22 protein-coding genes and 2 tRNA genes are annotated in these 21,468 nt (G+C 67.8%); 12 read left to right on the forward strand and 12 right to left on the reverse strand.

The features are described 5' to 3' along the window. Positions 1–16: 16 nt before the first annotated feature. Positions 17–526, forward strand: a complete 510-nt coding sequence (locus tag ACWGJP_RS12640) for a DUF3515 family protein (RefSeq protein WP_452330129.1) — start codon at positions 17–19, stop codon at positions 524–526. 6 nt (positions 527–532) lie between these two features. On the opposite strand, the gene ACWGJP_RS12645 is transcribed toward ACWGJP_RS12640, so the two are convergent. From ACWGJP_RS12645 to ACWGJP_RS12675, 7 genes are all read right to left on the reverse strand, one after another. Next, the gene (locus ACWGJP_RS12645) at positions 533–1,621 is read right to left on the reverse strand and encodes a D-alanine--D-alanine ligase family protein (RefSeq protein WP_452330130.1); all 1,089 of its coding nucleotides are present in this window, start codon (positions 1,619–1,621) and stop codon (positions 533–535) included. Then, positions 1,521–2,618 (reverse strand): NAD(P)H-dependent glycerol-3-phosphate dehydrogenase, encoded by a 1,098-nt coding sequence (locus ACWGJP_RS12650; protein ID WP_452330383.1) that lies wholly within the window; start codon positions 2,616–2,618, stop codon positions 1,521–1,523. The genes ACWGJP_RS12645 and ACWGJP_RS12650 overlap by 101 nt, the downstream gene beginning before the upstream one ends. A 31-nt stretch (positions 2,619–2,649) precedes the next feature. Then, positions 2,650–3,405: a lysophospholipid acyltransferase family protein gene (locus ACWGJP_RS12655; RefSeq protein WP_452330131.1), complete on the reverse strand. Its 756-nt coding sequence runs from the start codon at positions 3,403–3,405 to the stop codon at positions 2,650–2,652. A gap of 5 nt (positions 3,406–3,410) precedes the next feature. Beyond that, positions 3,411–4,775, reverse strand: coding sequence for a UDP-N-acetylglucosamine 1-carboxyvinyltransferase (gene murA / locus ACWGJP_RS12660; protein WP_452330132.1), 1,365 nt, complete (start codon positions 4,773–4,775; stop codon positions 3,411–3,413). 78 nt (positions 4,776–4,853) lie between these two features. Next, the gene (gene leuD, locus ACWGJP_RS12665) at positions 4,854–5,477 is read right to left on the reverse strand and encodes a 3-isopropylmalate dehydratase small subunit (protein ID WP_452330133.1); all 624 of its coding nucleotides are present in this window, start codon (positions 5,475–5,477) and stop codon (positions 4,854–4,856) included. 2 nt (positions 5,478–5,479) lie between these two features. Further along, the gene (leuC, locus tag ACWGJP_RS12670) at positions 5,480–6,955 is read right to left on the reverse strand and encodes a 3-isopropylmalate dehydratase large subunit (protein ID WP_452330134.1); all 1,476 of its coding nucleotides are present in this window, start codon (positions 6,953–6,955) and stop codon (positions 5,480–5,482) included. 158 nt (positions 6,956–7,113) lie between these two features. Further along, positions 7,114–8,106 (reverse strand): TerC family protein, encoded by a 993-nt coding sequence (locus ACWGJP_RS12675; RefSeq protein ID WP_452330135.1) that lies wholly within the window; start codon positions 8,104–8,106, stop codon positions 7,114–7,116. A 195-nt stretch (positions 8,107–8,301) separates the two neighbouring features. On the opposite strand from ACWGJP_RS12675, the gene ACWGJP_RS12680 reads away from it, so the two are divergent. The 6 genes from ACWGJP_RS12680 to ACWGJP_RS12705 are packed head-to-tail and all read left to right on the forward strand — an operon-like array spanning position 8,302 to position 13,813. Then, positions 8,302–8,928 carry a TIGR00645 family protein gene (locus ACWGJP_RS12680; RefSeq protein WP_452330136.1) on the forward strand — a complete coding sequence of 209 codons (627 nt, stop codon included), beginning with the start codon at positions 8,302–8,304 and terminating at the stop codon, positions 8,926–8,928. 60 nt (positions 8,929–8,988) lie between these two features. Then, positions 8,989–9,546 (forward strand): RNA polymerase sigma factor, encoded by a 558-nt coding sequence (locus tag ACWGJP_RS12685; RefSeq protein WP_452330137.1) that lies wholly within the window; start codon positions 8,989–8,991, stop codon positions 9,544–9,546. After that, a complete protein-coding gene (locus ACWGJP_RS12690; RefSeq protein WP_452330138.1) occupies positions 9,543–10,613 on the forward strand; it encodes a DUF4349 domain-containing protein in 1,071 nt (356 codons plus the stop codon). Before ACWGJP_RS12685 ends, ACWGJP_RS12690 begins: the two co-directional genes overlap by 4 nt. A gap of 59 nt (positions 10,614–10,672) precedes the next feature. After that, a complete protein-coding gene (locus ACWGJP_RS12695) occupies positions 10,673–11,221 on the forward strand; it encodes an ArsR/SmtB family transcription factor (RefSeq protein WP_452330139.1) in 549 nt (182 codons plus the stop codon). After that, a complete protein-coding gene (locus tag ACWGJP_RS12700; RefSeq protein WP_452330140.1) occupies positions 11,218–12,465 on the forward strand; it encodes an MFS transporter in 1,248 nt (415 codons plus the stop codon). The genes ACWGJP_RS12695 and ACWGJP_RS12700 overlap by 4 nt, the downstream gene beginning before the upstream one ends. 28 nt (positions 12,466–12,493) lie before the next feature. Next, the gene (locus ACWGJP_RS12705) at positions 12,494–13,813 is read left to right on the forward strand and encodes an acyltransferase family protein (RefSeq protein WP_452330141.1); all 1,320 of its coding nucleotides are present in this window, start codon (positions 12,494–12,496) and stop codon (positions 13,811–13,813) included. A 74-nt stretch (positions 13,814–13,887) separates the two neighbouring features. Here ACWGJP_RS12705 and ACWGJP_RS12710 read toward each other — a convergent pair. Beyond that, positions 13,888–13,960: transfer RNA gene (locus tag ACWGJP_RS12710), tRNA-Glu, on the reverse strand. A 152-nt stretch (positions 13,961–14,112) separates the two neighbouring features. Between ACWGJP_RS12710 and ACWGJP_RS12715 the strand changes: the two genes are divergently transcribed. Further along, positions 14,113–14,751, forward strand: a complete 639-nt coding sequence (locus ACWGJP_RS12715) for an MBL fold metallo-hydrolase (RefSeq protein ID WP_452330142.1) — start codon at positions 14,113–14,115, stop codon at positions 14,749–14,751. A gap of 105 nt (positions 14,752–14,856) precedes the next feature. Here the strand turns inward: ACWGJP_RS12715 and pepN are convergent, their stop codons facing one another. Then, complete coding sequence (gene pepN, locus ACWGJP_RS12720; protein ID WP_452330143.1) at positions 14,857–17,337, reverse strand: aminopeptidase N; 2,481 nt, start codon at positions 17,335–17,337, stop codon at positions 14,857–14,859. A gap of 269 nt (positions 17,338–17,606) precedes the next feature. Between pepN and ACWGJP_RS12725 the strand changes: the two genes are divergently transcribed. Continuing rightward, positions 17,607–17,810 carry a cold-shock protein gene (locus tag ACWGJP_RS12725; RefSeq protein WP_452330144.1) on the forward strand — a complete coding sequence of 68 codons (204 nt, stop codon included), beginning with the start codon at positions 17,607–17,609 and terminating at the stop codon, positions 17,808–17,810. 120 nt (positions 17,811–17,930) lie between these two features. On the opposite strand, the gene ACWGJP_RS12730 is transcribed toward ACWGJP_RS12725, so the two are convergent. Then, positions 17,931–18,002: transfer RNA gene (locus ACWGJP_RS12730), tRNA-Gln, on the reverse strand. 97 nt (positions 18,003–18,099) lie between these two features. Next, entirely contained in the window at positions 18,100–18,645 is a 546-nt protein-coding gene (locus ACWGJP_RS12735; protein WP_452330145.1) for a CGNR zinc finger domain-containing protein, read from the reverse strand. A gap of 116 nt (positions 18,646–18,761) precedes the next feature. Here ACWGJP_RS12735 and ACWGJP_RS12740 point away from each other — a divergent pair, with 116 nt between their 5' ends. Genes ACWGJP_RS12740 through ACWGJP_RS12750 form a run of 3 tightly spaced genes read left to right on the forward strand, consistent with a single transcriptional unit; the run spans position 18,762 to position 19,878 of the window. Further along, positions 18,762–19,193, forward strand: a complete 432-nt coding sequence (locus ACWGJP_RS12740) for a hypothetical protein (protein ID WP_452330146.1) — start codon at positions 18,762–18,764, stop codon at positions 19,191–19,193. A gap of 29 nt (positions 19,194–19,222) precedes the next feature. Then, the gene (locus ACWGJP_RS12745; protein ID WP_452330147.1) at positions 19,223–19,669 is read left to right on the forward strand and encodes a VOC family protein; all 447 of its coding nucleotides are present in this window, start codon (positions 19,223–19,225) and stop codon (positions 19,667–19,669) included. A 23-nt stretch (positions 19,670–19,692) separates the two neighbouring features. Continuing rightward, positions 19,693–19,878, forward strand: coding sequence for a hypothetical protein (locus ACWGJP_RS12750; RefSeq protein ID WP_452330148.1), 186 nt, complete (start codon positions 19,693–19,695; stop codon positions 19,876–19,878). 48 nt (positions 19,879–19,926) lie between these two features. Here the strand turns inward: ACWGJP_RS12750 and gltX are convergent, their stop codons facing one another. Beyond that, positions 19,927–21,432 (reverse strand): glutamate--tRNA ligase, encoded by a 1,506-nt coding sequence (gltX, locus tag ACWGJP_RS12755; protein WP_452330149.1) that lies wholly within the window; start codon positions 21,430–21,432, stop codon positions 19,927–19,929. Positions 21,433–21,468: the final 36 nt, after the last annotated feature.

Genomic DNA, 21,468 nt, shown 5'->3' on the forward strand with positions numbered 1-21,468 from the left:
AAGGTAGCCTGGAAGCATGCGTTCCCGTCTCGCCATGGCCAGCGTGCTGCTGCTCGGAGCCGGCCTTCTCGCCGGCTGTTCGACGACCGTGCACCTCGAGCCGGCACCGGACGCGAACAACCCGCTGTGCGCGGAGGTGACCGTCGGGCTGCGCAACCTCACGAGCCTCGCCGGACAGGACCGGCTCTGGACCGATGCGCAGGCCACCGGCGCCTGGGGCTCGTCAGGCTCGGCCATCCTGCTCACGTGCGGGCTCGAGAAGCCGGCGCCCACGAGCGAGCTGCAATGCGTCACGCTCGAAGGCGTCGACTGGCTCGTCGATGCCTCGGAGACCCCGTATCTGCGCCTCACCACCTACGGGCGAGAGCCGGCGATCCAGCTCTACGTCGACACGACGGTGGTCAGCTCCAACGATGTGATCAGTGACCGCAACCTCGTCGGCGCGGTCACCGCCATCCCCGCAGAGGGCGGGTGCACGGCACCTGACGAACTGCCTGAGGACTACGACCCAGACGCCGCCGGCTGAGCGTTCTCAGCGGGTGAGCCCGCCCTCGATGAGCTCCGTGATCAGCTCGCCGTAGCCGAGGCCCGACGCGATCCAGCACTTGGGGAACATCGAGATCGGTGTGAACCCCGGCATCGTGTTCAGCTCGTTGACGATCAGATCGCCGTCCGGGGTGACGAAGAAGTCGACACGGGCGAGCCCCTTGCCGTCCACGGCCTCGAAAGCACGCACGGCGGTCTCCCTGAGCTGCTCGATGAGCGACTCGTCGACCTCCGCGGGGCAGACGATCTCCACGCCGTCGCCACCGAGGTACTTCCCCTCGAAGTCGTAGAAGCTCCGCGTCGTCAGCACGACCTCGCCGGGCAGCGACGCGCGCGCCCTGCCGCCGTCCTTGCCCGCGAGCACGCCGACCTCGATCTCGCGTCCTGTGACCTGCGCCTCGACGAGCACCTTCTCGTCCTCGGCGAAGGCGAGCTCCAGCGCGGCATCCAGCCCCTCGCCTCCTTCGACCCTCGAGACCCCGACGCTGGACCCGGCGCTCGCCGGCTTCACGAAGACGACCGACCCGAGACCATCGATCGTGGCGCGGAGTCGATCCGCATCGCGATCCCACTCGGCGCGGCGCACGGTGATCCCCGGTGACACGGCGATTCCCGCCGCCGTGAGCGCGAGCTTCGTGAAGTGCTTGTCCAGGCAGATGGCGGAATCCAGGATGCCGCAGCCGGCATACGGGACTTCGAGCACGTCGAAGAAGCCCTGGATCGCACCGTCCTCGCCGTGCAGGCCGTGCAGCAACGGCAGGACGACATCGATCTCGCCGAGGTCCTCGGTCTCGCCGCCCGCACGGACCACACGGAGGGCACGATTGCCGCCCGGCTCCGGCCAGAGCATCCGAGTGCCGTTGTCGGCGACCTCGGGAAGGCGTGCGGCGTCCAGTGCGAACTTGGCCGGGTCGTCGTCCTCGAGCACGAACGCGCCCTCGCGGGTGATGCCGACGGGGATCACCCGGAAGCGGTCACGATCGATCGCCCGAAGCACCCCTCCCGCCGTGGCGGAACTGATCGAATGCTCGCTGGAGCGCCCGCCGAAGAGGACCACCACCGTCTGCTTGCCCATGATTGGTCCTCTCCCCCTGCGGGGTGTCGTCGTCCGTCGTCAAGTGCGGTGCGATGTCGCGGGGATCCATCGCCCCGTCGAGCACCATCTTCACCTGCTGCACGATGGGCATGTCCACATCGGCTTCGTGCGCGAGCTGCAGGATGGGCGCGACCGACGCCAGCCCCTCCGCGGTCTGCTGCATCTGCTTGACGACGTCCTGGTAGCTGTATCCCTGGCCGAGCAGGCGCCCGGCGGTGTTGTTGCGGCTGAGCGGCGACTGGCAGGTCGCGATGAGATCACCGAGCCCGGCAAGGCCCTGGAGGGTCTCCGGCTGCGCGCCGTTCGCGACGGCGAAGTCCGTCATCTCGACGAGACCGCGGGTGATGATCGATGCCTTGGTGTTCTCCCCGTACCCCACTCCGTCGACGATGCCGATCGCCACCGCGATGAGATTCTTGAGCACCGCACCGAACTCTGTTCCGATCACGTCGGTGTTGACGAAGGTGCGGAAATACCCGTTGCGCGCCGCGCGTGCGACGACCTCGGCCGTCTCCTGGCTGCGGGAGGCGATCACGGCTGCCGTCGGCTGCTCGCGGGCGATCTCGAGCGCGAGGTTGGGGCCGGATGCGACCGCGACGAGAGCCGGATCGCAGCGCAGCTCCTGCTCGATGACCTGGCTCATGCGCAGGCCGCTCGACTTCTCGACGCCCTTCATCAGACTCACGATCGGGACTTCGCGGCCTGCGAGCAGCGGGCGGATCGCCTTGAGGTTCTCCCGCAGGGTCTGACTGGGCACCGACAGGTACACCTGTTCGGCGCCGTCGAGAGCGAGGGCGAGCTCGTGCGTGGCATCCATCGTGCGAGGCAGGTTGATGCCGGGAAGGTAGCGGGAGTTCCGCTTCGCCTCGGCGATCTCGTGCGCGAGCTCGGCACGACGGGCCCACATGGTGACCTGGGATCCGCCGTCGGCCAGGATCTTGCCGAACGTCGTCCCCCAGCTGCCGGCTCCGACCACGGCCACCCGTGGCCCAGCCGCCTGGCTTCGTCTAGGAGTCAAGGCGACCGGTCTCCTTCTGTCCGTGCGCGGCGGGGTTCCACCGCTCAGCCGGGGCCTTCTCGCCACGAGCCTGCTCGAGCAGCGCGGTGATGGCGTCCATGAGCCTCTTCGTCGCCTCGTTGAGGGCGGCGGGGTCGCCGGCGCGCCCGCGGAGATCCGAGAGGTCGATCGGGTCCCCGAAGACGATCTGCACGGGCTTGCGCAGCGGCCAGAGGCTGAGGCCCTTCTGGTACCGGCCCATGATCTCCTGGGTGCCCCACTGCGCCATCGGGATGAGCGGGATGTCACCGGCGAGAGCCAGGCGCACCGCGCCAGACTTGCCCCGCATCGGCCATAGATCGGGATCGCGCGTGAGCGTCCCCTCGGGGTACACGATGACGCCGCGCTCGTGCTCCACGAGCTCTCGGGCCTGGGCCATGGTCTGCTTTGCCGAGGCGGCGGAGGACGCCCTGGCGACCGGGATCATGCCTGTCGCTCGCAGCGCGGCACCGACCACCGGGATCCGGAACAGACTCTCCTTCGCCATGAACCGGGGGGCGCGGCCGAGCCGCCACACGGCGACCGCCACGATGAGCGGGTCGAACTCCGAGTAGTGGTTCGGCGCGAGGACGAAGGCGCCGTCGCGCGGAAGCTTCTCCCGACCGACGAATCGCAGCTTCGCGAGGAGGGAGACGATGGGGACGACGACGATCGCGAGCGGCCAGAACAGACTCGGCCTGGACTTCTCGGGAGACCGGGAGCCCATGCCGCTCACCGGACGACGTCGAAGTCGGCGCCGAGCGCGTCGAGCTTGGCGAGGAACTTCTCGTATCCGCGGCTCAGGATGTCGACGCCGGAGACCTGGGACTCCCCTGATGCCGTGAGCGCCGCGATGACGTGGCTGTACCCGCCCCGGAGGTCGGGCACGACGATGTCCGCGCCGTGCAGCGGGGTGGGGCCGGTGATGACCGCGGCCTGCTCCAGTTCCCGACGGGGGACGCGACGCGGTCCGTCCTGCAGGCCGTGCGGGTGCACGACGATGTCCGCGCCCATCTTCACGAGGGCCTGGGTGAAGCCGAACCGGTTCTCGTAGACCGTCTCGTGGACGATCGAGCGGCCCTTCGCCTGGGTGAGCGCGACGATGAGCGGCTGCTGCCAGTCCGTCATGAATCCGGGGTGCACGTCGGTCTCGACGACCACGGGCTGCAGCTCACCGCCACGGCGGAACAGGATGCCGTCTTCCTGGATGTCGAACCATCCGCCCGCCTTGCGGAAGACATTGAGGAAGGTGAGCATCTCCTGCTGCTTGGCCCCGCCGACGAAGATCTCTCCATCGGTGGCCAGTGCGGCGGATGCCCAGGACGCGGCCTCGTTGCGGTCGAAGATCGAGCGGTGATCGTAGCCGCGCAGCGTCTCGACGCCCTCGATGAGGATCACCCGGTTGGGCTCGTAGGAGATGATCGCGCCCATCTTCTGCAGGACGGCGATCAGATCCATGATCTCCGGCTCGATGGCCGCATTGCGCAGCTCCGTGGTCCCCTCAGCCCGCACGGCCGTGAGCAGCACCTGCTCGGTCGCACCGACGCTCGGATACGGGAGGTGGATGTTGGCGCCATGCAGGCGGCGCGGAGCGGAGAGCCGGATGCCGCTGGGCAGCTTCTCGACGACGGCGCCGAACTTGCGCAGCGCATCAAGGTGGAAGTCGATCGGACGGTCGCCGATGCGGCATCCGCCGAGATCCGGGATGAACGCCTGCCCGAGGCGGTGCAGCAGCGGTCCGCAGAACAGGATCGGGATGCGCGACGCTCCGGCGTGCGCGTCGATCTCCTCCATGTGGGCGGACTCGACCCCGCTGGGGTCGAACACGAGCGACCCTGGCTCATCACCGACCTCGACGCGCACGCCGTGCACCTCGAGGAGCGAGCGCACGACCGCGACGTCGCTCAGATCGGGTACGTCACGCAGCGTGCTGGCCGTCTCGCCGAGCAGGGTCGCGACCATCGCCTTGGTGGCGAGGTTCTTCGCGCCCTTGACGTCGACGCGGCCCCGCAGCGGGTGTCCTCCTCGAATGGCGATGACGTCCCCGGTCATCGAAGGGATTCCATCCTGGAGCACGTCGCGCAGGGGTGTCGTCATTCGAGGGGCCTCACTTCATTCACTGATCACGGCCGCGGCCGGTGGGGCGGATGCCCCCGGCTCGCGTCCCCCGCGCTCTCAGAGAACGGGAAGGGTCCGCGGCCGCCACGATTCGCGACGGGCCTCGAACTGCGCGATCTTGTCTTCGTTGCGCAGCGTGAGCCCGATGTCATCGAGCCCTTCGAGGAGCCGCCATCTAGTGTAATCGTCCACACCGATACCGGCCTGGAAGACGGGCTCCAGCCCCGATCCTCCCGGCGCGTCGACCGACACGGTACGGGCCTCGAGGTCGACGGTGAGGGTGCGACCGGGCTCCTCGTCGATCAGCGCCCAGATCGTCTCGAGCTCGTCCTCGGTGATCGTCGCGGCCAGCAGACCCTGCTTGCCCGAGTTGCCGCGGAAGATATCCGCGAAGCGCGGGCTCAGCACGACGGTGAACCCGTAGTCTCGCAGCGCCCACACGGCGTGCTCGCGGCTCGATCCGGTTCCGAAGTCGGGGCCGGCGACGAGGATGGACGCGCCCTGGAATTCCGGTTGGTTGAGGACGAACGAGGGATCCTGCCGCCACCCGTGGAACAGGGCGTCATCGAAACCGGTCTTGGTGACGCGCTTGAGGAAGACCGCGGGGATGATCTGGTCGGTGTCGACGTTCGAGCGCTTCAGCGGAGCGGCGATGCCGGTGTGCGTGGTGAACTTCTCCATGATCAGGCTCCGATCGCTTCGACGGGCTCAGCGATCGGCTGAACCGGATCCAGGTCACCGGGGCTGGACAGCGTGCCGCGGATCGCGGTCGCCGCCGCGACGAGCGGCGAGACGAGGTGCGTCCTGCCCCCCTTGCCCTGGCGGCCTTCGAAGTTGCGGTTCGAGGTCGAGGCGCAGCGCTCGCCCGGGGCGAGCTGGTCCGGATTCATCCCGAGGCACATCGAGCAGCCGGCGAAGCGCCACTCCGCACCGAAGTCCGTGAACACCTTGTCCAGGCCCTCGGCCTCGGCCTCCAGACGGACCCTCGCGGATCCGGGGACGACCATGACGCGCACGCCCTCTGCCTTCTTGCGCCCCTTGACGATCGAGGCGAAGGCTCGGAGGTCCTCGATGCGGCTGTTCGTGCACGAGCCCATGAACACCGCGTCCACGTGCACGTCCTTCAGCGGCGTGCCCGGCGCGAGGTCCATGTACTCCAGAGCGCGCTCGGCTGCGGCGCGCTCGTTGGGGTCCGCGATGTCTTCCGGATTCGGCACGGACGCCGACAGCGAACTGCCCTGCCCTGGGTTGGTGCCCCAGGTGACGAACGGCTCGAGCTCGTCGGCGTCGATGAAGACCTCGGCGTCGAAGACCGCTCCTTCATCGGTGGGGAGCGTGCGCCAGTAGGCGACCGCATCGTCCCAATCCCGCCCCTTCGGAGCGTGCGGCTTGTCCTTGACGTAGGCGAAGGTCGTCTCGTCCGGCGCCACCATGCCTGCGCGGGCACCCGCCTCGATCGACATGTTGCAGATCGTCATGCGCCCCTCCATCGAGAGGGCGCGGATGGCGCTGCCGCGGAACTCCAGGACGTAACCCTGTCCGCCGCCCGTCCCGATCTTCGCGATGACGGCGAGGATGATGTCCTTCGCGCTCACGCCGGGCCGGAGGGTCCCCTCCACGGTGATCGCCATGGTCTTGAACGGCTTCAGCGGCAGGGTCTGCGTCGCCATGACGTGCTCGACCTCGCTCGTTCCGATGCCGAAGGCCATCGCCCCGAACGCGCCGTGGGTGGACGTGTGCGAGTCCCCGCAGACGACGGTGATGCCCGGCATCGTCAGACCGAGCTGAGGGCCGACGACGTGCACGATCCCCTGCTCCGCGTCGCCGAGCGAGTGGATGCGGACGCCGAACTCCTCGGCGTTGCGACGCAGCGTCTCGATCTGCGTGCGGCTGGTGAGGTCGGCGATCGGCTTGTCGATGTCGAGCGTCGGCGTGTTGTGGTCCTCGGTCGCGATCGTGAGGTCCAGGCGACGCAACGGCCGCCCCTCCGTGCGCAACCCGTCGAATGCCTGAGGGCTCGTGACCTCGTGGACCAGATGGAGGTCGATGTAGATGAGGTCTGGTTCGCCGTTCTCGCCCTTGACCACGAGGTGGTCATCCCAGACCTTCTCGGCCAGGGTGCGCGGATGGCGCGGAATGTCGGTCACATCAGTGCTCATGCGTGTTCTCTGTCTCCTGTGATGGCGGTTCGGCCCACGCTGGACTCCGCGACGAGAAAGGCCTAGATCGAGGTCTCGTCGCGGCCGCTAAGAAGGAGAACCACCCGCCGCATGTCGGTCAGTTTACACCGCTGCGACGGGTGGTCCGGCCCGCGGGGTCACTCCGTGACGGAGGCCTGCTTCTTCTCCCGCGAGGACGAGATGAGGCTCGCGATGGTCGCGACGGCCATGGAGCCGAAGATGACGCCGAGCGAGACCCAGTTGTTGATGTCCGGCGCCCACTCGATGGGGTGCCCGCCATTGATGAAGGGAAGCTCGTTCTCGTGCATCGCGTGCAGGATCAGCTTCACCCCGATGAAGCCGAGGATAAACGCCACACCGTAGTGCAGGTACCTCAGCTTCTCCAGGAGGTCGCCGAGCAGGAAGTAGAGCTGTCGAAGGCCCATCAGTGCGAACAGGTTCGCGGTGAACACGATGAAGGGGTTCTGAGTGACGCCGTAGATCGCGGGGATCGAGTCGACGGCGAACATGAGGTCGGTCACCCCGATCGAGACGAACACGATCAGCATCGGCGTCCAGATCTTCTTGCCGTTCACGACCGTGCGCAGCTTCGCCCCGTCGTAGTCCTCGCTGATGTCGATGCCGCGGCGCAGCATCCGGATGATGAAGTTCTCCGTCTGCGCGTCGTCCTCGTGCTTCTCCGGCAGCGCCTGGCGGATCGCCGTGAAGATGAGGAAGGCGCCGAAGAGGTAGAAGATCGGGCTGAGGTGCTCGACCGCCGCCCCCACGATGAGGATGAAGATCGCCCGGAGCACGAGGGCGATGATGATGCCGACCATGAGCACTTCCTGCTGGTACCGACGCGGTACCGAGAACTGGGTCATGATCAGCACGAAGACGAAGAGGTTGTCGATGGAGAGGCTGTACTCCATCGCCCAGCCGGTGAGGAAGTCGATCGAGTCCTTCGGATCCCCGACGAGGAACAGGATGCCCGCGAAGATGAGCGCCAGGGTGACGTAGAAGACGACCCAGAGCGTGGATTCCTTCGTCGAGGGGATGTGCGGCCTCTTCAGGATGAGGAGCAGATCGCCGATGAGGATGAGGGTCAGGACCACCAGGGACGTGATCTCGAACCAGACGGGGATGTTCAAGGGCGCACGGCACCTTTCGCAAAAGGGTAGGGAAAAGGTCCGAAAGTCTCTCCCTCGCACGGTGTGCGCCGCATCCCCGGGGCAACGACGCCGGTGCCCGTGATGACGAGGATGCGATGACGGGATACTCCCTCTCGCAGCGTTGATTCTAGCCGAGGTTCGGCGCTGCCCCGTCGGCATGGTGGAATAGTCGCCGTGACTTCTTCGACCGACACGGCAACCGGCCCTCTCGCGACGCCTCCGCGCAATCCCTGGGCCCGCTCCATCGGCTCGCTCATCTTCGTGAGCCGGTGGCTGCAGGCTCCGCTGTACATCGGGCTGATCGTCGCCCAGCTGGTGTACGTCGTCGTCTTCATGGTGGAGCTCTGGCACCTCATCCATGAGGTGATCGCGCATCCGACCGAGATCAACGAGGCCGTCATCATGCTGGCCGTGCTCGGCCTCATCGATGTGGTCATGATCGCGAACCTGCTCATCATGGTGATCATCGGCGGTTACGAGACCTTCGTCTCGCGCATCGACACCGACGGCCACCCCGACCAGCCGGAATGGCTGTCGCACGTGAACGCCAACGTGCTGAAGGTCAAGCTGGCGATGGCGATCATCGGCATCTCCTCCATCCACCTGCTCAAGACCTTCATCGCCGTCGGCGACCTCGATCAGGGCGGCAGCACGTTCGAGGGCACCCGCTACACCCCCACCGGCGTGCTCTGGCAGGTCGTGATCCACATGGTCTTCATCGTCTCGGCTCTCGCCCTCGCCTGGATCGATCGGATGTCCCAGAAGACGATCGTCGCCGCGCACGCGGAAGCAGCGCACTGATCTGAGACGATGGGGCATCCCTCGACACTTCCCCGGTGAGAGACACGGAATGGAAGCGGTATGCCTCAGCGATCGCAGGACCAGATACGGGCGGCTCGAGCCGCGTCCGGTGACGAGAGCGCATTCCGCGAGCTGTACCGGGAGAACGTTCGTCCGGTCTACTGGATCGCCCACGGCATCCTCGGATCCCCCGTCGATGCCGAGGACGTGACGCAGGAGACCTTCGTCGTGGCCTGGCGGAAGCTGCCGAAGCTCGAGCTGGCCGGAGAGTCGATCCTGCCGTGGCTGGCGACGATCTGCCGGTTCCAGGCGGCGAACCGTCTGCGACGCAGGCTTCGGGAGCAGGCGCACACCGCGGATGCCGACGACGCGCTGATCGCCGACACGGTGAGCGTCGAGGAGCAGGTCATCACGGCGGAGCTCGCCGCACGGATCGCCGCGGAGATCGGCACGCTCGGAGACCTCGACCGCGAGATCTTCCGGCTGTGCGCCTCCGAGGGCTACGCCTATCAGGCGGCGGCCGAGGAGCTGGGCGTGAGTCACGCCGTCGTCCGCAACCGTCTCTCGAGAGTGCGCACGCAGCTGCGAGGCGCCGTGAAGGAGGCGAGAGACGCATGAACGAGCAGAGCACTGATCTTCCGGAGCTGTCCGATCAGGCGGTCGCGAGGATGGAGCACGCCGTGTTCGACCGCATCGCGGATGAACCGGAGAGAGGCGCTCCGGCCTCTCCCGCTTCGAAGAGACGAGGGCGCAGACGCCGTTGGCTGACAGGCGCGGGGATCGCGGCCGCCTTCGCGGTCGGCGTGCTCGTCACTCCCCCGATCCTCGGCAGCGTCGGCACCGCGACGACCGCCGGTTCGCCGGTCATGGGCGCGTCGGACGGCGGCGGAGCACTGCCAGACATGGGCATCACGGAGGCGGGCTCCGAGGAGAGCGCGGTCACGGGTGATGATGCCTCGGCATCCGCCGCTGATCCGGATGCGGGTCGCGAGATCGTCGCCACAGCGTCCGCGCAGCTCGAGGTCGAGGACATCGCCGAGGCTGTCGAGGCGATCGGCGAGCTCGCCGCGGAGTACGGCGGATACGTCGAGAGCACGAGCATCGCCAAGCCCATGGCCATCGATGACGCGAGCGCCCCGATCGTTCAGGACTCCGGCTACGGATGGGTGAGCGTCCGCGTGCCGTCGGCGGATCTGAGCTCGGTGATCCAGGAGCTCAGCGGAAGCGGGGAGGTCCTTTCGTCGTCGGTCTCGAAGCAGGATGTGACGTCGACCGCGATCGATCTGCGCGCCAGAGTCGATGCGCTGCAGGCATCCGTGACGCGGCTGACGGAGCTCATGTCGCAATCCGGTTCCGTATCGGAGCTCATCGAGGCGGAGGTCGCGCTCACCGACCGACAGGCCGAGCTGGAGTCGTATCAGCAGCAGCTCACCGCGCTCGAGGATCAGATCGCGATGTCATCGCTCCAGGTCGAGCTCGTGCGGGAGCAAGCTGTGACGTCCGCGGATCCGGCAGGCTTCGGTGATGGTCTGGTCGCGGGCTGGAACGGGCTCATCGTCTCGCTCAACGCCCTCGTGGTCGCCGTCGGCTTCCTCCTGCCCTGGGCCGCGATCGCCGGCGTCATCCTGCTCGCCATCTGGCTGATTCGTCGCCGGCGTCACCGCTCGAATCCCGAAGAACCCTGATTTTCCGGGGTATACAAGAAGTCTTGTAGAAACGTTGGTCCCGCCATAGCGTGGCCTGCATGGAAGAGATCAGCACTATCACGGCCCTGCACCATCCGGTGCGCAGACGCATCGTCGACTATCTCGGGCTCTACGGCTCCAGCCAGGTCACGACCCTCGCCCGCGCGCTCGGGCAGCAGGTCGGCAGCATCAGCCATCACCTCAGGATGCTGGAACGTGCAGGGGTCGTGGAACGCGCGGACGCCCCCGACGGCGACCGTCGGACGAGCTGGTGGCAGGCGGTCCGGCGCAGCTTCACATGGTCCGTGGACGATTTCCAGGATGCCCCGGCCTCCGCGATGCTCGCGCGCGAGGCGGAGCGGGTCAACATCGCGACCCAGATCGGCCGTCTTCAGGCCTGGCATCGCCACGCGGGCTCCGCGCCGGAGTGGACGAACGCCGCGTTCAGCACCGACACGCTCGCCTGGGCGACAGCCGACGAGCTCACAGCCCTGTCCAGCGCGATCCGCGAGACGGTCGACGCGTGGCGAGCGGGCATCGATCGCGAGGACGGCGCCGAACGTCGCCCGGTGTTCTTCTTCGCGCACGGCTTCCCCACGGCGCCATGACCTCCACTGAGCCGACTCTCCTCCGCGAGCCGCCCCGCTTCTCTCGCGATGTGACGGTCCACGCGTGGATCATCGTCAAAGCGCTCTCCGACGCGGGCGACGCGATCTGGACCATCGCGCTGGCGTGGACGGCCGTGCAGATCGCCACGCCCGCTGTCGCCGGGCTCATCGTGGCCGCAGGAACGGTGCCCCGTGCGATCGTGCTCCTGTTCGGCGGCGTCATCGCCGACCGCGCCAACGCGAGGCATGTCATGCTCGCGTTCAACGCCCTCCGCGTCATCGTCCTCGTGGGCGTCGCCCTGTGGGTGCTCGCCGAGCCGCCCTCCGTCCTCGTGCTGATGCTCGCCGCCATCGCCTTCGGCGTCTGCGACGCCTTCTACGAGCCGTCCGCGGGAACGATCGCCAGGCAGATGGTGCGAGCATCCGATCTGCCGTCGTACGGCGCATTCGCCCAGACCGCCTCACGGCTGGGCACGATGGGCGGGGCGGCCGTCGGCGGATTCCTGGTCGCCCATGCCGGGCTCGGCGGCAGCGCGTCGCTCAACGCGGTGACATTCGTCCTGGTGATCGCCTTCATCGCGCTCATGCTCCGGCCGCGATACGCCCTTCCGCGCGCAGAACGCGAGACTGCGCTGCGTGGCATCGGCCGCGGATTCGCGCATCTGCGTGAGGCGCCGACGACACGGACGCTCGTCATCGCACTCTCGGGACTCAACCTCGCCGTCGGCCCCGCTGTCGGCATCGGCATCGCCCTGCGGGCGCATGACGAGGGGTGGGGCGCTCAGGCGGTGGGGATCTTCGAGGCGCTCCTCGGACTCGGTGCGGCACTCGGCGCCGTATCCGTCGCCCGCTGGCGTCCTCGACGCGAGGCGAGGGCTGGATTCATCGGCCTGATCGTCCAGGGCGCGGGCATCGTGGCGCTCGGTCTCGGCCCCGCATGGGTGACGGGCGCCGGCAGCTTCGTGATCGGCGCGACCGCCGGCTACGCCTCCGTGCTGCTCAGCGCGACGTTCGCGGCGACGGTGGATACCGCGTACCTCGGGCGCATGGGATCGCTCACGCGACTCGGCGACGACGTGTTCATGCCGCTCGCGATGGCCGCCTTCGGCGCGCTCGCCTCGGTGACAGCGATCTGGGTGCCCTTCGCACTGTTCGGCGGCGCGATGGCGGCGCTCATGATCGTGCCGCTGAGCAATCCGGTGTTCCAACGGCTCTCTCTGCGCACCCCGGCGGATGCCGGCTGACGCCCCGCCCTGGCGCTAGTCTCACGTCATGAGCCGCGCCGACGAAGCCCGCACCCGCACCGTCCCGGCGGGGCGCGACCTCACGCTCGATCTCGCCAGGGTGCTCTGCGTCCTGCTGGTCGTCTTCGTCCACATCCTCTTCACCGGCGTAGGCCGCAACGCGGACGGCACGCTCCTCATCGAGAAGACGGTCGAACTGCAGTCATGGTTCGACGCGGTGACCTGGGTGGCGAACATCATGCCCTTGTTCTTCGTCGTCGGCGGATATGCGGCGATGGCGGGATGGCATTCGGCACAACGCAAGGGCACGAGCGCTGATGCGTTCGTACGCGTCCGTCTCGCGCGTCTCGCACGACCGGCGCTTCCCGTCTTCGTGTTCTTCACGGTAGCGCTCGGAGCGGTGCGACTGGTCGGGGTGGATGCCGCGCTCGTGGACGGCATCGCGATCGGCGTCGGCTCCCCGCTCTGGTTCCTCGCCGCCTACATGGTGGCCCAGGCGCTCGCACCCAGGATGATCCGCTGGCACGAGCGGCACGGCGCGGTGGTGCTGCTCGTGCTGCTCGCCGCGTCGATCGCGACCGATGCGCTGCGCTTCATCGTGGCCGGTGGGATGCTCGGGATCGAGCCGATCGGGCCCTCCGGATACGGACTCGGCCAACAGCTCTTCGGCATCCCCAACGTCGTCTTCGTCTGGTTGTTCTGCCAGCAGATCGGCTTCTTCCTCCACGACGGGTGGTTCGCTGCGCGCGCCCGATGGCAGCTCGTGGCGCTCATCGCCATCGGCTACCTCGCCGTGTGGGGCCTCGTCTCCCTCGGCGGCTACTCGTGGAGCATGCTCGCGAACCAGTGGCCGCCGAGCGCGCCCATGGCTGTGTTCGCCGTCATCCAGGCATCCGCGCTCGCCCTGCTGCACCGTCCGCTGACCGCGCTGATGACGATGAGGGGCGCCCAGGGCGTCGTCTTCCTTCTCGGCTCGAGACTCATGACGATCTATCTGTGGCACCTCCCGGTCATCATGATCATCACAGGTATCCAGCTCTTGCTTCCCCTTCCCATTCCTCTGCCGGGGAGCCCCGCATGGTGGTGGACGCGGGCGCCCTTCCTTCTCGTCGTGCTCGCCGTCGTCTGGCTGCTGTCGCTGTGGCTCGTGCGTTTCGAGCAGGTCCCGCCGCTAGAGCCGCCGCGGTACCGGGGCACGACGACGACCGTCGTCGCGGTCCTCCTCTTCGTCATCCCGATCCTGGCGATCACCGCCTACGGCCTGGACTTCCCGCTCGCCGCCCTCGCGCTGGTGACGACCGCGGTTGCCGTCTGGATGACCGGCGCGCGACGCCGGCTCACACCGTAGATGCGGCGCCACCGGTCGGACCATGTCCGGATACGCGAAAACCCCCGGCGAACCGGGGGTTTTCGGTGTTGCGGTGACCCCAGCGGGATTCGAACCCGCGTTACCGCCGTGAGAGGGCGGCGTACTAGGCCGCTATACGATGGGGCCGTCTTGCGGGAGCGTTTCCGTCCCGCGACAACTGTTCAAGTATGCCACGCGTTTTCTCGCCTCACCAAATCGAGCCCGCGCCGAGGCGTTTCCCGGGCGTGGCGCAGCGATTCGGGTTTGCCGGCGGGCAGGGATCGGAGTTGACTCTTCTCATGCGCGTCACGAAGTACGAACATGCCACCCTCCGCATCGATGAGAGCGGAGACACCCTGCTGATCGATCCGGGATCGTTCACCTCCCCGCTGGATGCGCTCACGAACCTCGTCGCCGTCGTGCTGACCCACGAGCATCCGGACCACTGGACGCCCGAGCACCTCGATCGCATTCTCCGCGACGCCCCGGGAACGCCGATCTTCGCACCGGCGGGTGTCGCAGCAGCCGCAGCCGATTACGAGATCACGACCGTCTCCCCCGGCGAGACCGTCACGGCAGGCCGGTTCACGCTGCGGTTCTTCGGCGGCGATCACGCCGTCATCCATTCCTCGCTCCCCCTCGTCCAGAACGTCGGCGTCCTCGTGAACGACGAGCTCTACTACCCCGGCGATTCCTATGCGGTTCCCGAGGGCGTCACGGTCGACACTCTCGCCGCTCCGCTGGGCGCGCCATGGCTGAAGATCGGCGAGGCGATGGACTTCGTCCTCGCCGTCGCACCCCGCCGCGCCTTCGGCGTGCACGACATGACGCTGTCCGTGAGCGGCAAGACGATGCACCGCGCGCGGCTGAAGTGGGCCACCGAGCAGGACGGCGGTGAGTTCTTCGAGCTCGAGCCCGGCGACGCGATCGATCTCTGAGTCCCAGGCGGCCGCCTTCGCGGCGATCATGCTTACCCAGAGCGATGACCGCGACGATCACCGCGAGCTCGGCGCCTCTACCGCGACCGAGCTCGCGACCGATGCTCAGCTCTGAAGAGCACGCACCCTGATCGCACGCGCGAGATGATCGCGCTGCTCGATCACGAGCCTGCGGAGCGCGGCAGGCGCGTCCTCGTTCGCTTCGAGCCATGCGTCGACGAGGTCGAGGGAGTCGGATGCCGGGAAGAGCCCGACCACCAGGCGCCGGGCGATCTCGATGCTCCGCTGCGTCCACGCCGGGCGGATGCGGGCGAAGTACTCCGTATCGCGATCGGCGATCAGGTCACGCCTGCCTCCTGCGCGGAAACCGGCGATCGTGGCGTCCAGCTGGTCGTTGGAGAGCGCCTCGTCCTCCCAGGCCGCGATCCATGCACCGGCTCTGACCTCGGCATCCGGCCGGGACGTCCTTGCCCTCAGAGCCGCGGTGCGACCGTCGGCTGTCTCGTCCTTCGCCGATTCGACGGTGATCTCCGCGTCGTTCACGGCGCCGATGGTTGCCTGCGCGATCACGAGGGACCAGCGCAGCTCAGCATCCACCGGCAGCCCCTGGGGCGCATCGCCGCCGAGGATCGTCGCCAGCGTGGGTCCGGCTTCCGGCGCGTACGCGGCAGCAGCGGCGAACGCCCTCGCCCAGCTCAGCTGCGCGTCGCTGCCCGGCTCCGCGCCTCGAAGGGCCTGCTCGGTCGTCCGGAACCACACGGACCGCTGCTCGACCGCGTCGCTCTCGGGGATGTAGTTGCTCAGCGTGAAGGCAGCGTTCGCGAGGACGCCGGCGAGCAATCCGATGTTCTCCTCCGCCGGCGCGTGCGCGCGGACGATGTCCAGGTAGCGGCGTGCCGGCAGCACCCCGTCTCGAGCCGCGTTCCAGAGCGAGGACCATACGAGGGCACGCGGGAGCGGCTCCAGCGTGGAGAGCGCCTCCGCCGCAGCATCCAGCGAACGCTCGTCGAGGCGGACCTTCGCGTATGTGAGATCGTCGTCGTTCAGCAGCACGAGATCGGCGTCGCCGAACGAGACGGGCGTTTTCTCGGCGACGACGTCGATCTCGGTCCGCCCCCGCCGCACCAGACGTCCGTCGACGAGGTCGTACAGACCGACGCGCAGGCGATGCGGCCGGGGATGACTCTGCAGGATCGCGAGCGCTCCCCCGGCATCCCTTGTCAACTCGATCGTCGAGACGCCGCTCGTCTCGAGCCAGGCCCGCGACCATGAGCGCACCTCGCGGCCCGACACCTCTTCCAGAGGAAGAAGGAGGTCCTCGAGGGTCGTGTTGCCGAACGCGTGCTCGGCGAAGTAGCGTCGTGCGCCCTCGAAGAACGCCTCTTCGCCCACGAAGGCGACGAGCTGCTTGAGCACGGCTGCGCCCTTGGCGTACGTGATGCCGTCGAAGTTGAGCTTCGCGGCTTCGAGGTCGGGGATGTCGGCGACGATCGGATGCGTGGTGGGGAGCTGATCCTGCTGATACGCCCAGGCCTTGCGGTTGGCCGCGAAGCGCACCCAGGCGTCGGTGAAACGTGTCGCCGCGGCGGAGGCATGCGAGCCCATGTAGTCGGCGAAGCTCTCCTTGAGCCAGAGGTCGTCCCACCAGCTCATCGTCACCAGGTCGCCGAACCACATGTGCGCCATCTCATGCAGGATCGTGTTCGCACGTCCCCCGCGCTGAGCGTCGGTCGCCGCGCCACGCGGGATGTACGCCTCTGTGAAGGTGACGAGTCCTGGGTTCTCCATCGCGCCGAGGTTGTACTCGGGGACGAAGATCTGGTCGTACTTCCCCCAGGGGTACGCGTACGCGAACGCGTCCGTGAAGAAGTCGAGACCCTGCCGCGTGACCTCGAGGATCTCCTCCGCCTCCAGGTGCGGCGCGAGCGATGCTCGGCAGAGCACCCCGAGCGGGATGCGCTGATCGCCGCGACTCCACTCCCCGTCGACGCGGTGGTACGGCCCCGCAGCGACCGCGGTGATGTAACTGGAGATCGGGAGGGTCGGCGCGAATTCGACGCTCTGGACGTCATCCGCCGTCGTCGACGAGATCACGCGCTGGTTGGAGAGCACCTGCCATCCGGCGGGGGCGTGAACGACGAAGGTGTACGCGGCCTTCATATCGGGCTGCTCGAAGCAGGCCATCACCCGCCGCGAATCCGCCGGCTCGTACTGCGTGTACAAATAGGTCTCGCCATCGACGGGGTCGACGAAGCGGTGCAGCCCTTCGCCCGAGCGGCTGTAAGCTCCGACCGCGCGCACCCGCACCACGTTCGAGCCGCGCAGGCCGGTGAGCGCGATGCGGGACCCGTCGTGCACGACCGGCCGGCTCGCGCCGTTGACGACCACCTCCTCCACGCTCTCCCCGATGAAGTCGAGCCACGTCTCCGCCGCAGTGGATTCGAACTCGAGCGTCGTCGTGGTGCCGAACCCGGAGCGCGCGGGATCCCGCGCCTCGCGAAGGTCGAGCTCGACACGGATGCTGTGGACGGAGACTGCTGCGGATCGCGCAGCGGTCTCCTCACGGGTGAGGTTCGCAGAGGACATGCATCCATCGTTCCACGACGCCGGTGCGGTGAACCTCAGGCGTTGCGGTAGGCTTGCTCAATCTCACATGTTGCCAGCCGGAATCTCCGCCTGTGCATCCGCCCGCGCATCGCCTTCGCGCTCGGGGCACCTGCCACCTCCTCCTCCGCCTCTCCCCTCCTGATCACGGCCGCAATGATCGCCGCCGCCCCGAGGGACCATCACTTGCTCCGCGCTACCTGCGGTGCGGGACGGGTCGACCATCGGCCCAGAAAACAAAGGAAAAACGCATGGCCACCGGCACTGTCAAATGGTTCAACTCCGACAAGGGCTTCGGCTTCATCGCCCCCGACGACGGATCCGCCGACCTGTTCGCGCACTTCAGCGCGATCCAGGGCAGCGGACACCGCAACCTCGAAGAGGCGCAGAAGGTCGAGTTCGACACGGAGCAGGGCCCCAAGGGCCCGCAGGCGACGAACATCCGCGCCCTCTGAGACCACTTCAGGAAAGGGGCTCTTCCGCTTCGGCGGGAGGGCCCCTTTCCCTATCTGCACGAAGATGCAGAAAGGCCCGGTGATCCGCTTTCTGCGGGATCACCGGGCCTTTCAGAAGTGCTGGGGTACCTGGACTCGAACCAAGAACAACTGAACCAGAATCAGCCGTGTTGCCAATTACACCATACCCCAAGGGCGAAACCGGAGTCTCGCACCGAGGTTCAAGCTTACCCGAGGGCGGACGAGAACGCCAAAACGTCGGCGGGTCGCCGCGTGCCGGGCGCGTCGTTCACGAGGCGTCCGCGCGCTGACGGGCACGGAAGTTCGAGGCCTTCACCCGATTGCCGCAGGTCTTCATCGCGCACCACTCACGGCGACGCCCCCGTGAACGGTCGAGATAGACCTGCGTGCACTCAGGGCGTGCGCACTCACGCAGCAGCGCGGCATCCTCGCCCCCGAGGATCTCGATGGCCTGCCGCGCCAGCGTAGAAAGCCCCTGTGGGACACTCCCCGACCGCTCGACCTCCCCCCCGAGACGAACCCCGATCGGGAGTTCTTCCGCATGCTCGTTCAGCACGGCCACGGCGTCGGCGTCCAGCTGACGTCCACGACGCCGATCATCCATCAGCGCATACACCGCTTCGCGCAACGCGATGGCGGCGTCGAGGTCCTGCGTCGATGCGCCAGGCGCCGCATCGACGAGCTCAGCCTCGACGAACCACGCGTCCAGCGCCCCCGGCTCATCCAGCATCTCGGTCGGTCGGGAGTTGCGACGGGCGCGCCGAGTGCCCACGAAGTCGAGGACAGGAGTCCCGCAAGGGAAGGCATGGATCACGTAACCATTCTGACAGGTGATCACGACGCAGACAATCCCAAGTAACCGTCTTGACAGGTTACTCATTCGTCTGCCACAGTCGTAACCATTCCAACCGGTTACCTTAGGAGGACATCGTGCCCAGCATTCGTTTCCAGCTCACCTCGACACTCGCCCCGCACGACGTCATGTCGGTGCTCACCGACTTCAGCGCGGCACGCGCAGCAGCGTGGCCGACGATCGACGCGCAGCATCTGAAGGTCCACCGGCGCGGAGCGGACTGGGCCGAGGTGACCGAGGGCACCGCCGCCGCATGGGAACGGGCACGGTACGAGTGGAGCGCCGAGGAAGGACGCGTCGACATCACCACGCTCGACTCGAAGGTCTTCGGCCCTGGTGGCGGTTGGACGTTCCAGCTCTCCCCCGCTGAGGAAGCCGGCACACGGATCGACGTCGAGCTCGTGCGCACGCCTCGAGGCATGCGACGCAAGACGCTGGCCGCTCTCCTCCCCCTCATCGCACCGACGAGCCTTCGCAAGGCCTTCGCCGGCCCGCTGCACGCCCGCTGACCCCGCACCCGACAAGGAAACACATCATCATGGAACTGAACCTCGAGATCATCGTCCTCCCCGTCGCCGACGTCGACCGCGCGAAGGCCTTCTACACCGGCCTGGGATTCCGGCTCGATGCCGACGCCACCTCCCGTCGCGGTCTGCGCGTGGTGCAGGTCACACCTCCCGGCGCAGGCGCCGCCTCGGTGATCTTCGGCGAACACCTCACGGACGCAGCACCAGGCTCTGTGAGGGGCCTGCACCTGGTCACACCCGACCTCGAGGGTGCGCGTGCCGAACTGATCGCAGGCGGCGCCGATGTCAGCGGCCCCTGGCACGATGCCGACGGCGTCTTCCACTGGGCGGGCGAGGCCAACCGTGTCTGGGGTGCTGACGACACGCACGACAGCTACGCCTCGTACGTTTCCTTCGACGACCCCGACGGCAACGAGTGGATCATCCAGCAGGTCGTCGACCGCCTGCCCGGGCGCTGATCTGCGAGACGAGGGAGATCTCCATGACCCGGACCAACGACCTCATCCTCGAGCTGCTCCTCGGCGCGGCAGAGGCGCACGGCATCCACGAGCGAGAGGACCTCGGCGGCGTCTACGACGAAGCCTGGCCGCAGTGGTATGCGGCGCACATGACCACGGCCATCGAGCAGCGAGGTCTTCGGCTGGTTCCGGCGACCGAGCAGCGCTGAACCGAGGCGCGGGCGGGAAGGAGTCCCTCCCCACCCGCGTCCGTGTCGTCAGGCCGCGAGGTGCGCGGACAGCGCGCGAAGCCGGGCCAGCGTGGCGTCCTTGCCGAGGAGCTCCATCGACTCGAACAGCGGCGGCGAGACCCGGCGACCCGTGAGCGCCACCCGCGGCGGGCCGTACGCGACGCGGGGCTTGAGCTCGAGTCGCTCCACCAGGGCGGCCGCCAGAGCGTCCTGGATCGCCTGCGGCGTGAACTCGGCCACGGGCTCGAGCGCTGCGACGCAGGCGTCGAGAACCTCACCCGCGTTCGCGGGCAGCCCCTTCAGCGCGTCGGCCTCGTAGGACACCTCGTCCGTGAAGAGGAAACCGAGCATCCCAGGCACCTCGCCGAGGAGCTGAACGCGCTCCTGCACGAGGGGCGCTGCCCGGAAGGCGAGGACGAGCTGCTCATGCGTCGGCTCGTCGAAGAGTCCGGCCGCGGCGAGATAAGGCACGATCCGCTCGGCGAAATCCTTCTCGGTGAGCATCCGGATGTGGTCGCCGTTGATCGACTCCGCCTTCTTCTGATCGAAGCGGGCGGGGTTCGGGTTGACGTTCTCGATGTCGAACGCGGCGACGAACTCGTCGAGCGAGAAGACATCGCGGTCCGGGCCGATCGACCAGCCCAGCAGCGCCAGGTAGTTCAGCAGACCCTCGTGGATGAAACCGCGCTCCCGATGCAGGAACAGATCCGCCTGCGGGTCGCGCTTGGAGAGCTTCTTGTTGCCGGTCTCCCCCAGTACAAGCGGCATGTGCGCGAACCGGGGCACGAAGTCCGTGACACCGGCCTCGATGAGCGCCGCGTACAGCGAGAGCTGGCGGGCCGTGGACGGCATGAGGTCCTCGCCGCGCAGCACATGGGTGATGCCCATCAGCGCGTCGTCGACCGGGTTCACGAAGGTGTACAGCGGGATGCCGTTCGGGCGCACCACGACGAAGTCGGGGAAGGACCCGGCGGGGAACGTCACCTCGCCGCGGATGAGGTCGACGTAGGTGAGATCCTCGTCCGGCACACGCAGGCGGAGCGCCGGCTGACGCCCTTCGGCGCGGAACGCCGCCTTCTGCTCCTCCGTGAGGTCGCGGTCGAAGTTGTCGTAGCCCAACTGCTTCGCGCGCCCCGCCGCCTCGTTGCGCGCGTCGATCTCCTCGGCTGTCGAGTAGCTCTCGTAGATCGCACCGGCGGCGAGGAGCTTGTCGATGACCTCGCGGTAGATGTCGTGGCGCTGCGACTGGCGGTACGGGGCGTGCGGGCCGCCGACCTCGACACCCTCGTCCCAGTCGATCTCGAGCCAGCGCAGCGCGTCCAGCAGCTGCTGATAGCTCTCCTCGCTGTCGCGCGCAGCATCCGTGTCCTCGATGCGGAAGACGAGCTTGCCGCCGTTGTGGCGGGCGTATGCCCAGTTGAACAGGGCGGTCCTGACGAGACCGACGTGCGGGAGGCCGGTGGGCGACGGGCAGAACCGCACGCGCACATCGGCGCCCGTCGCGGTCGTGGTCTGAGGATGAGGAGTAGCCATAGCCCTTCGATTCTAGTTGCGCGACCGTCGCCATCG

Source organism: Microbacterium sp. NPDC055903 (assembly GCF_053615555.1).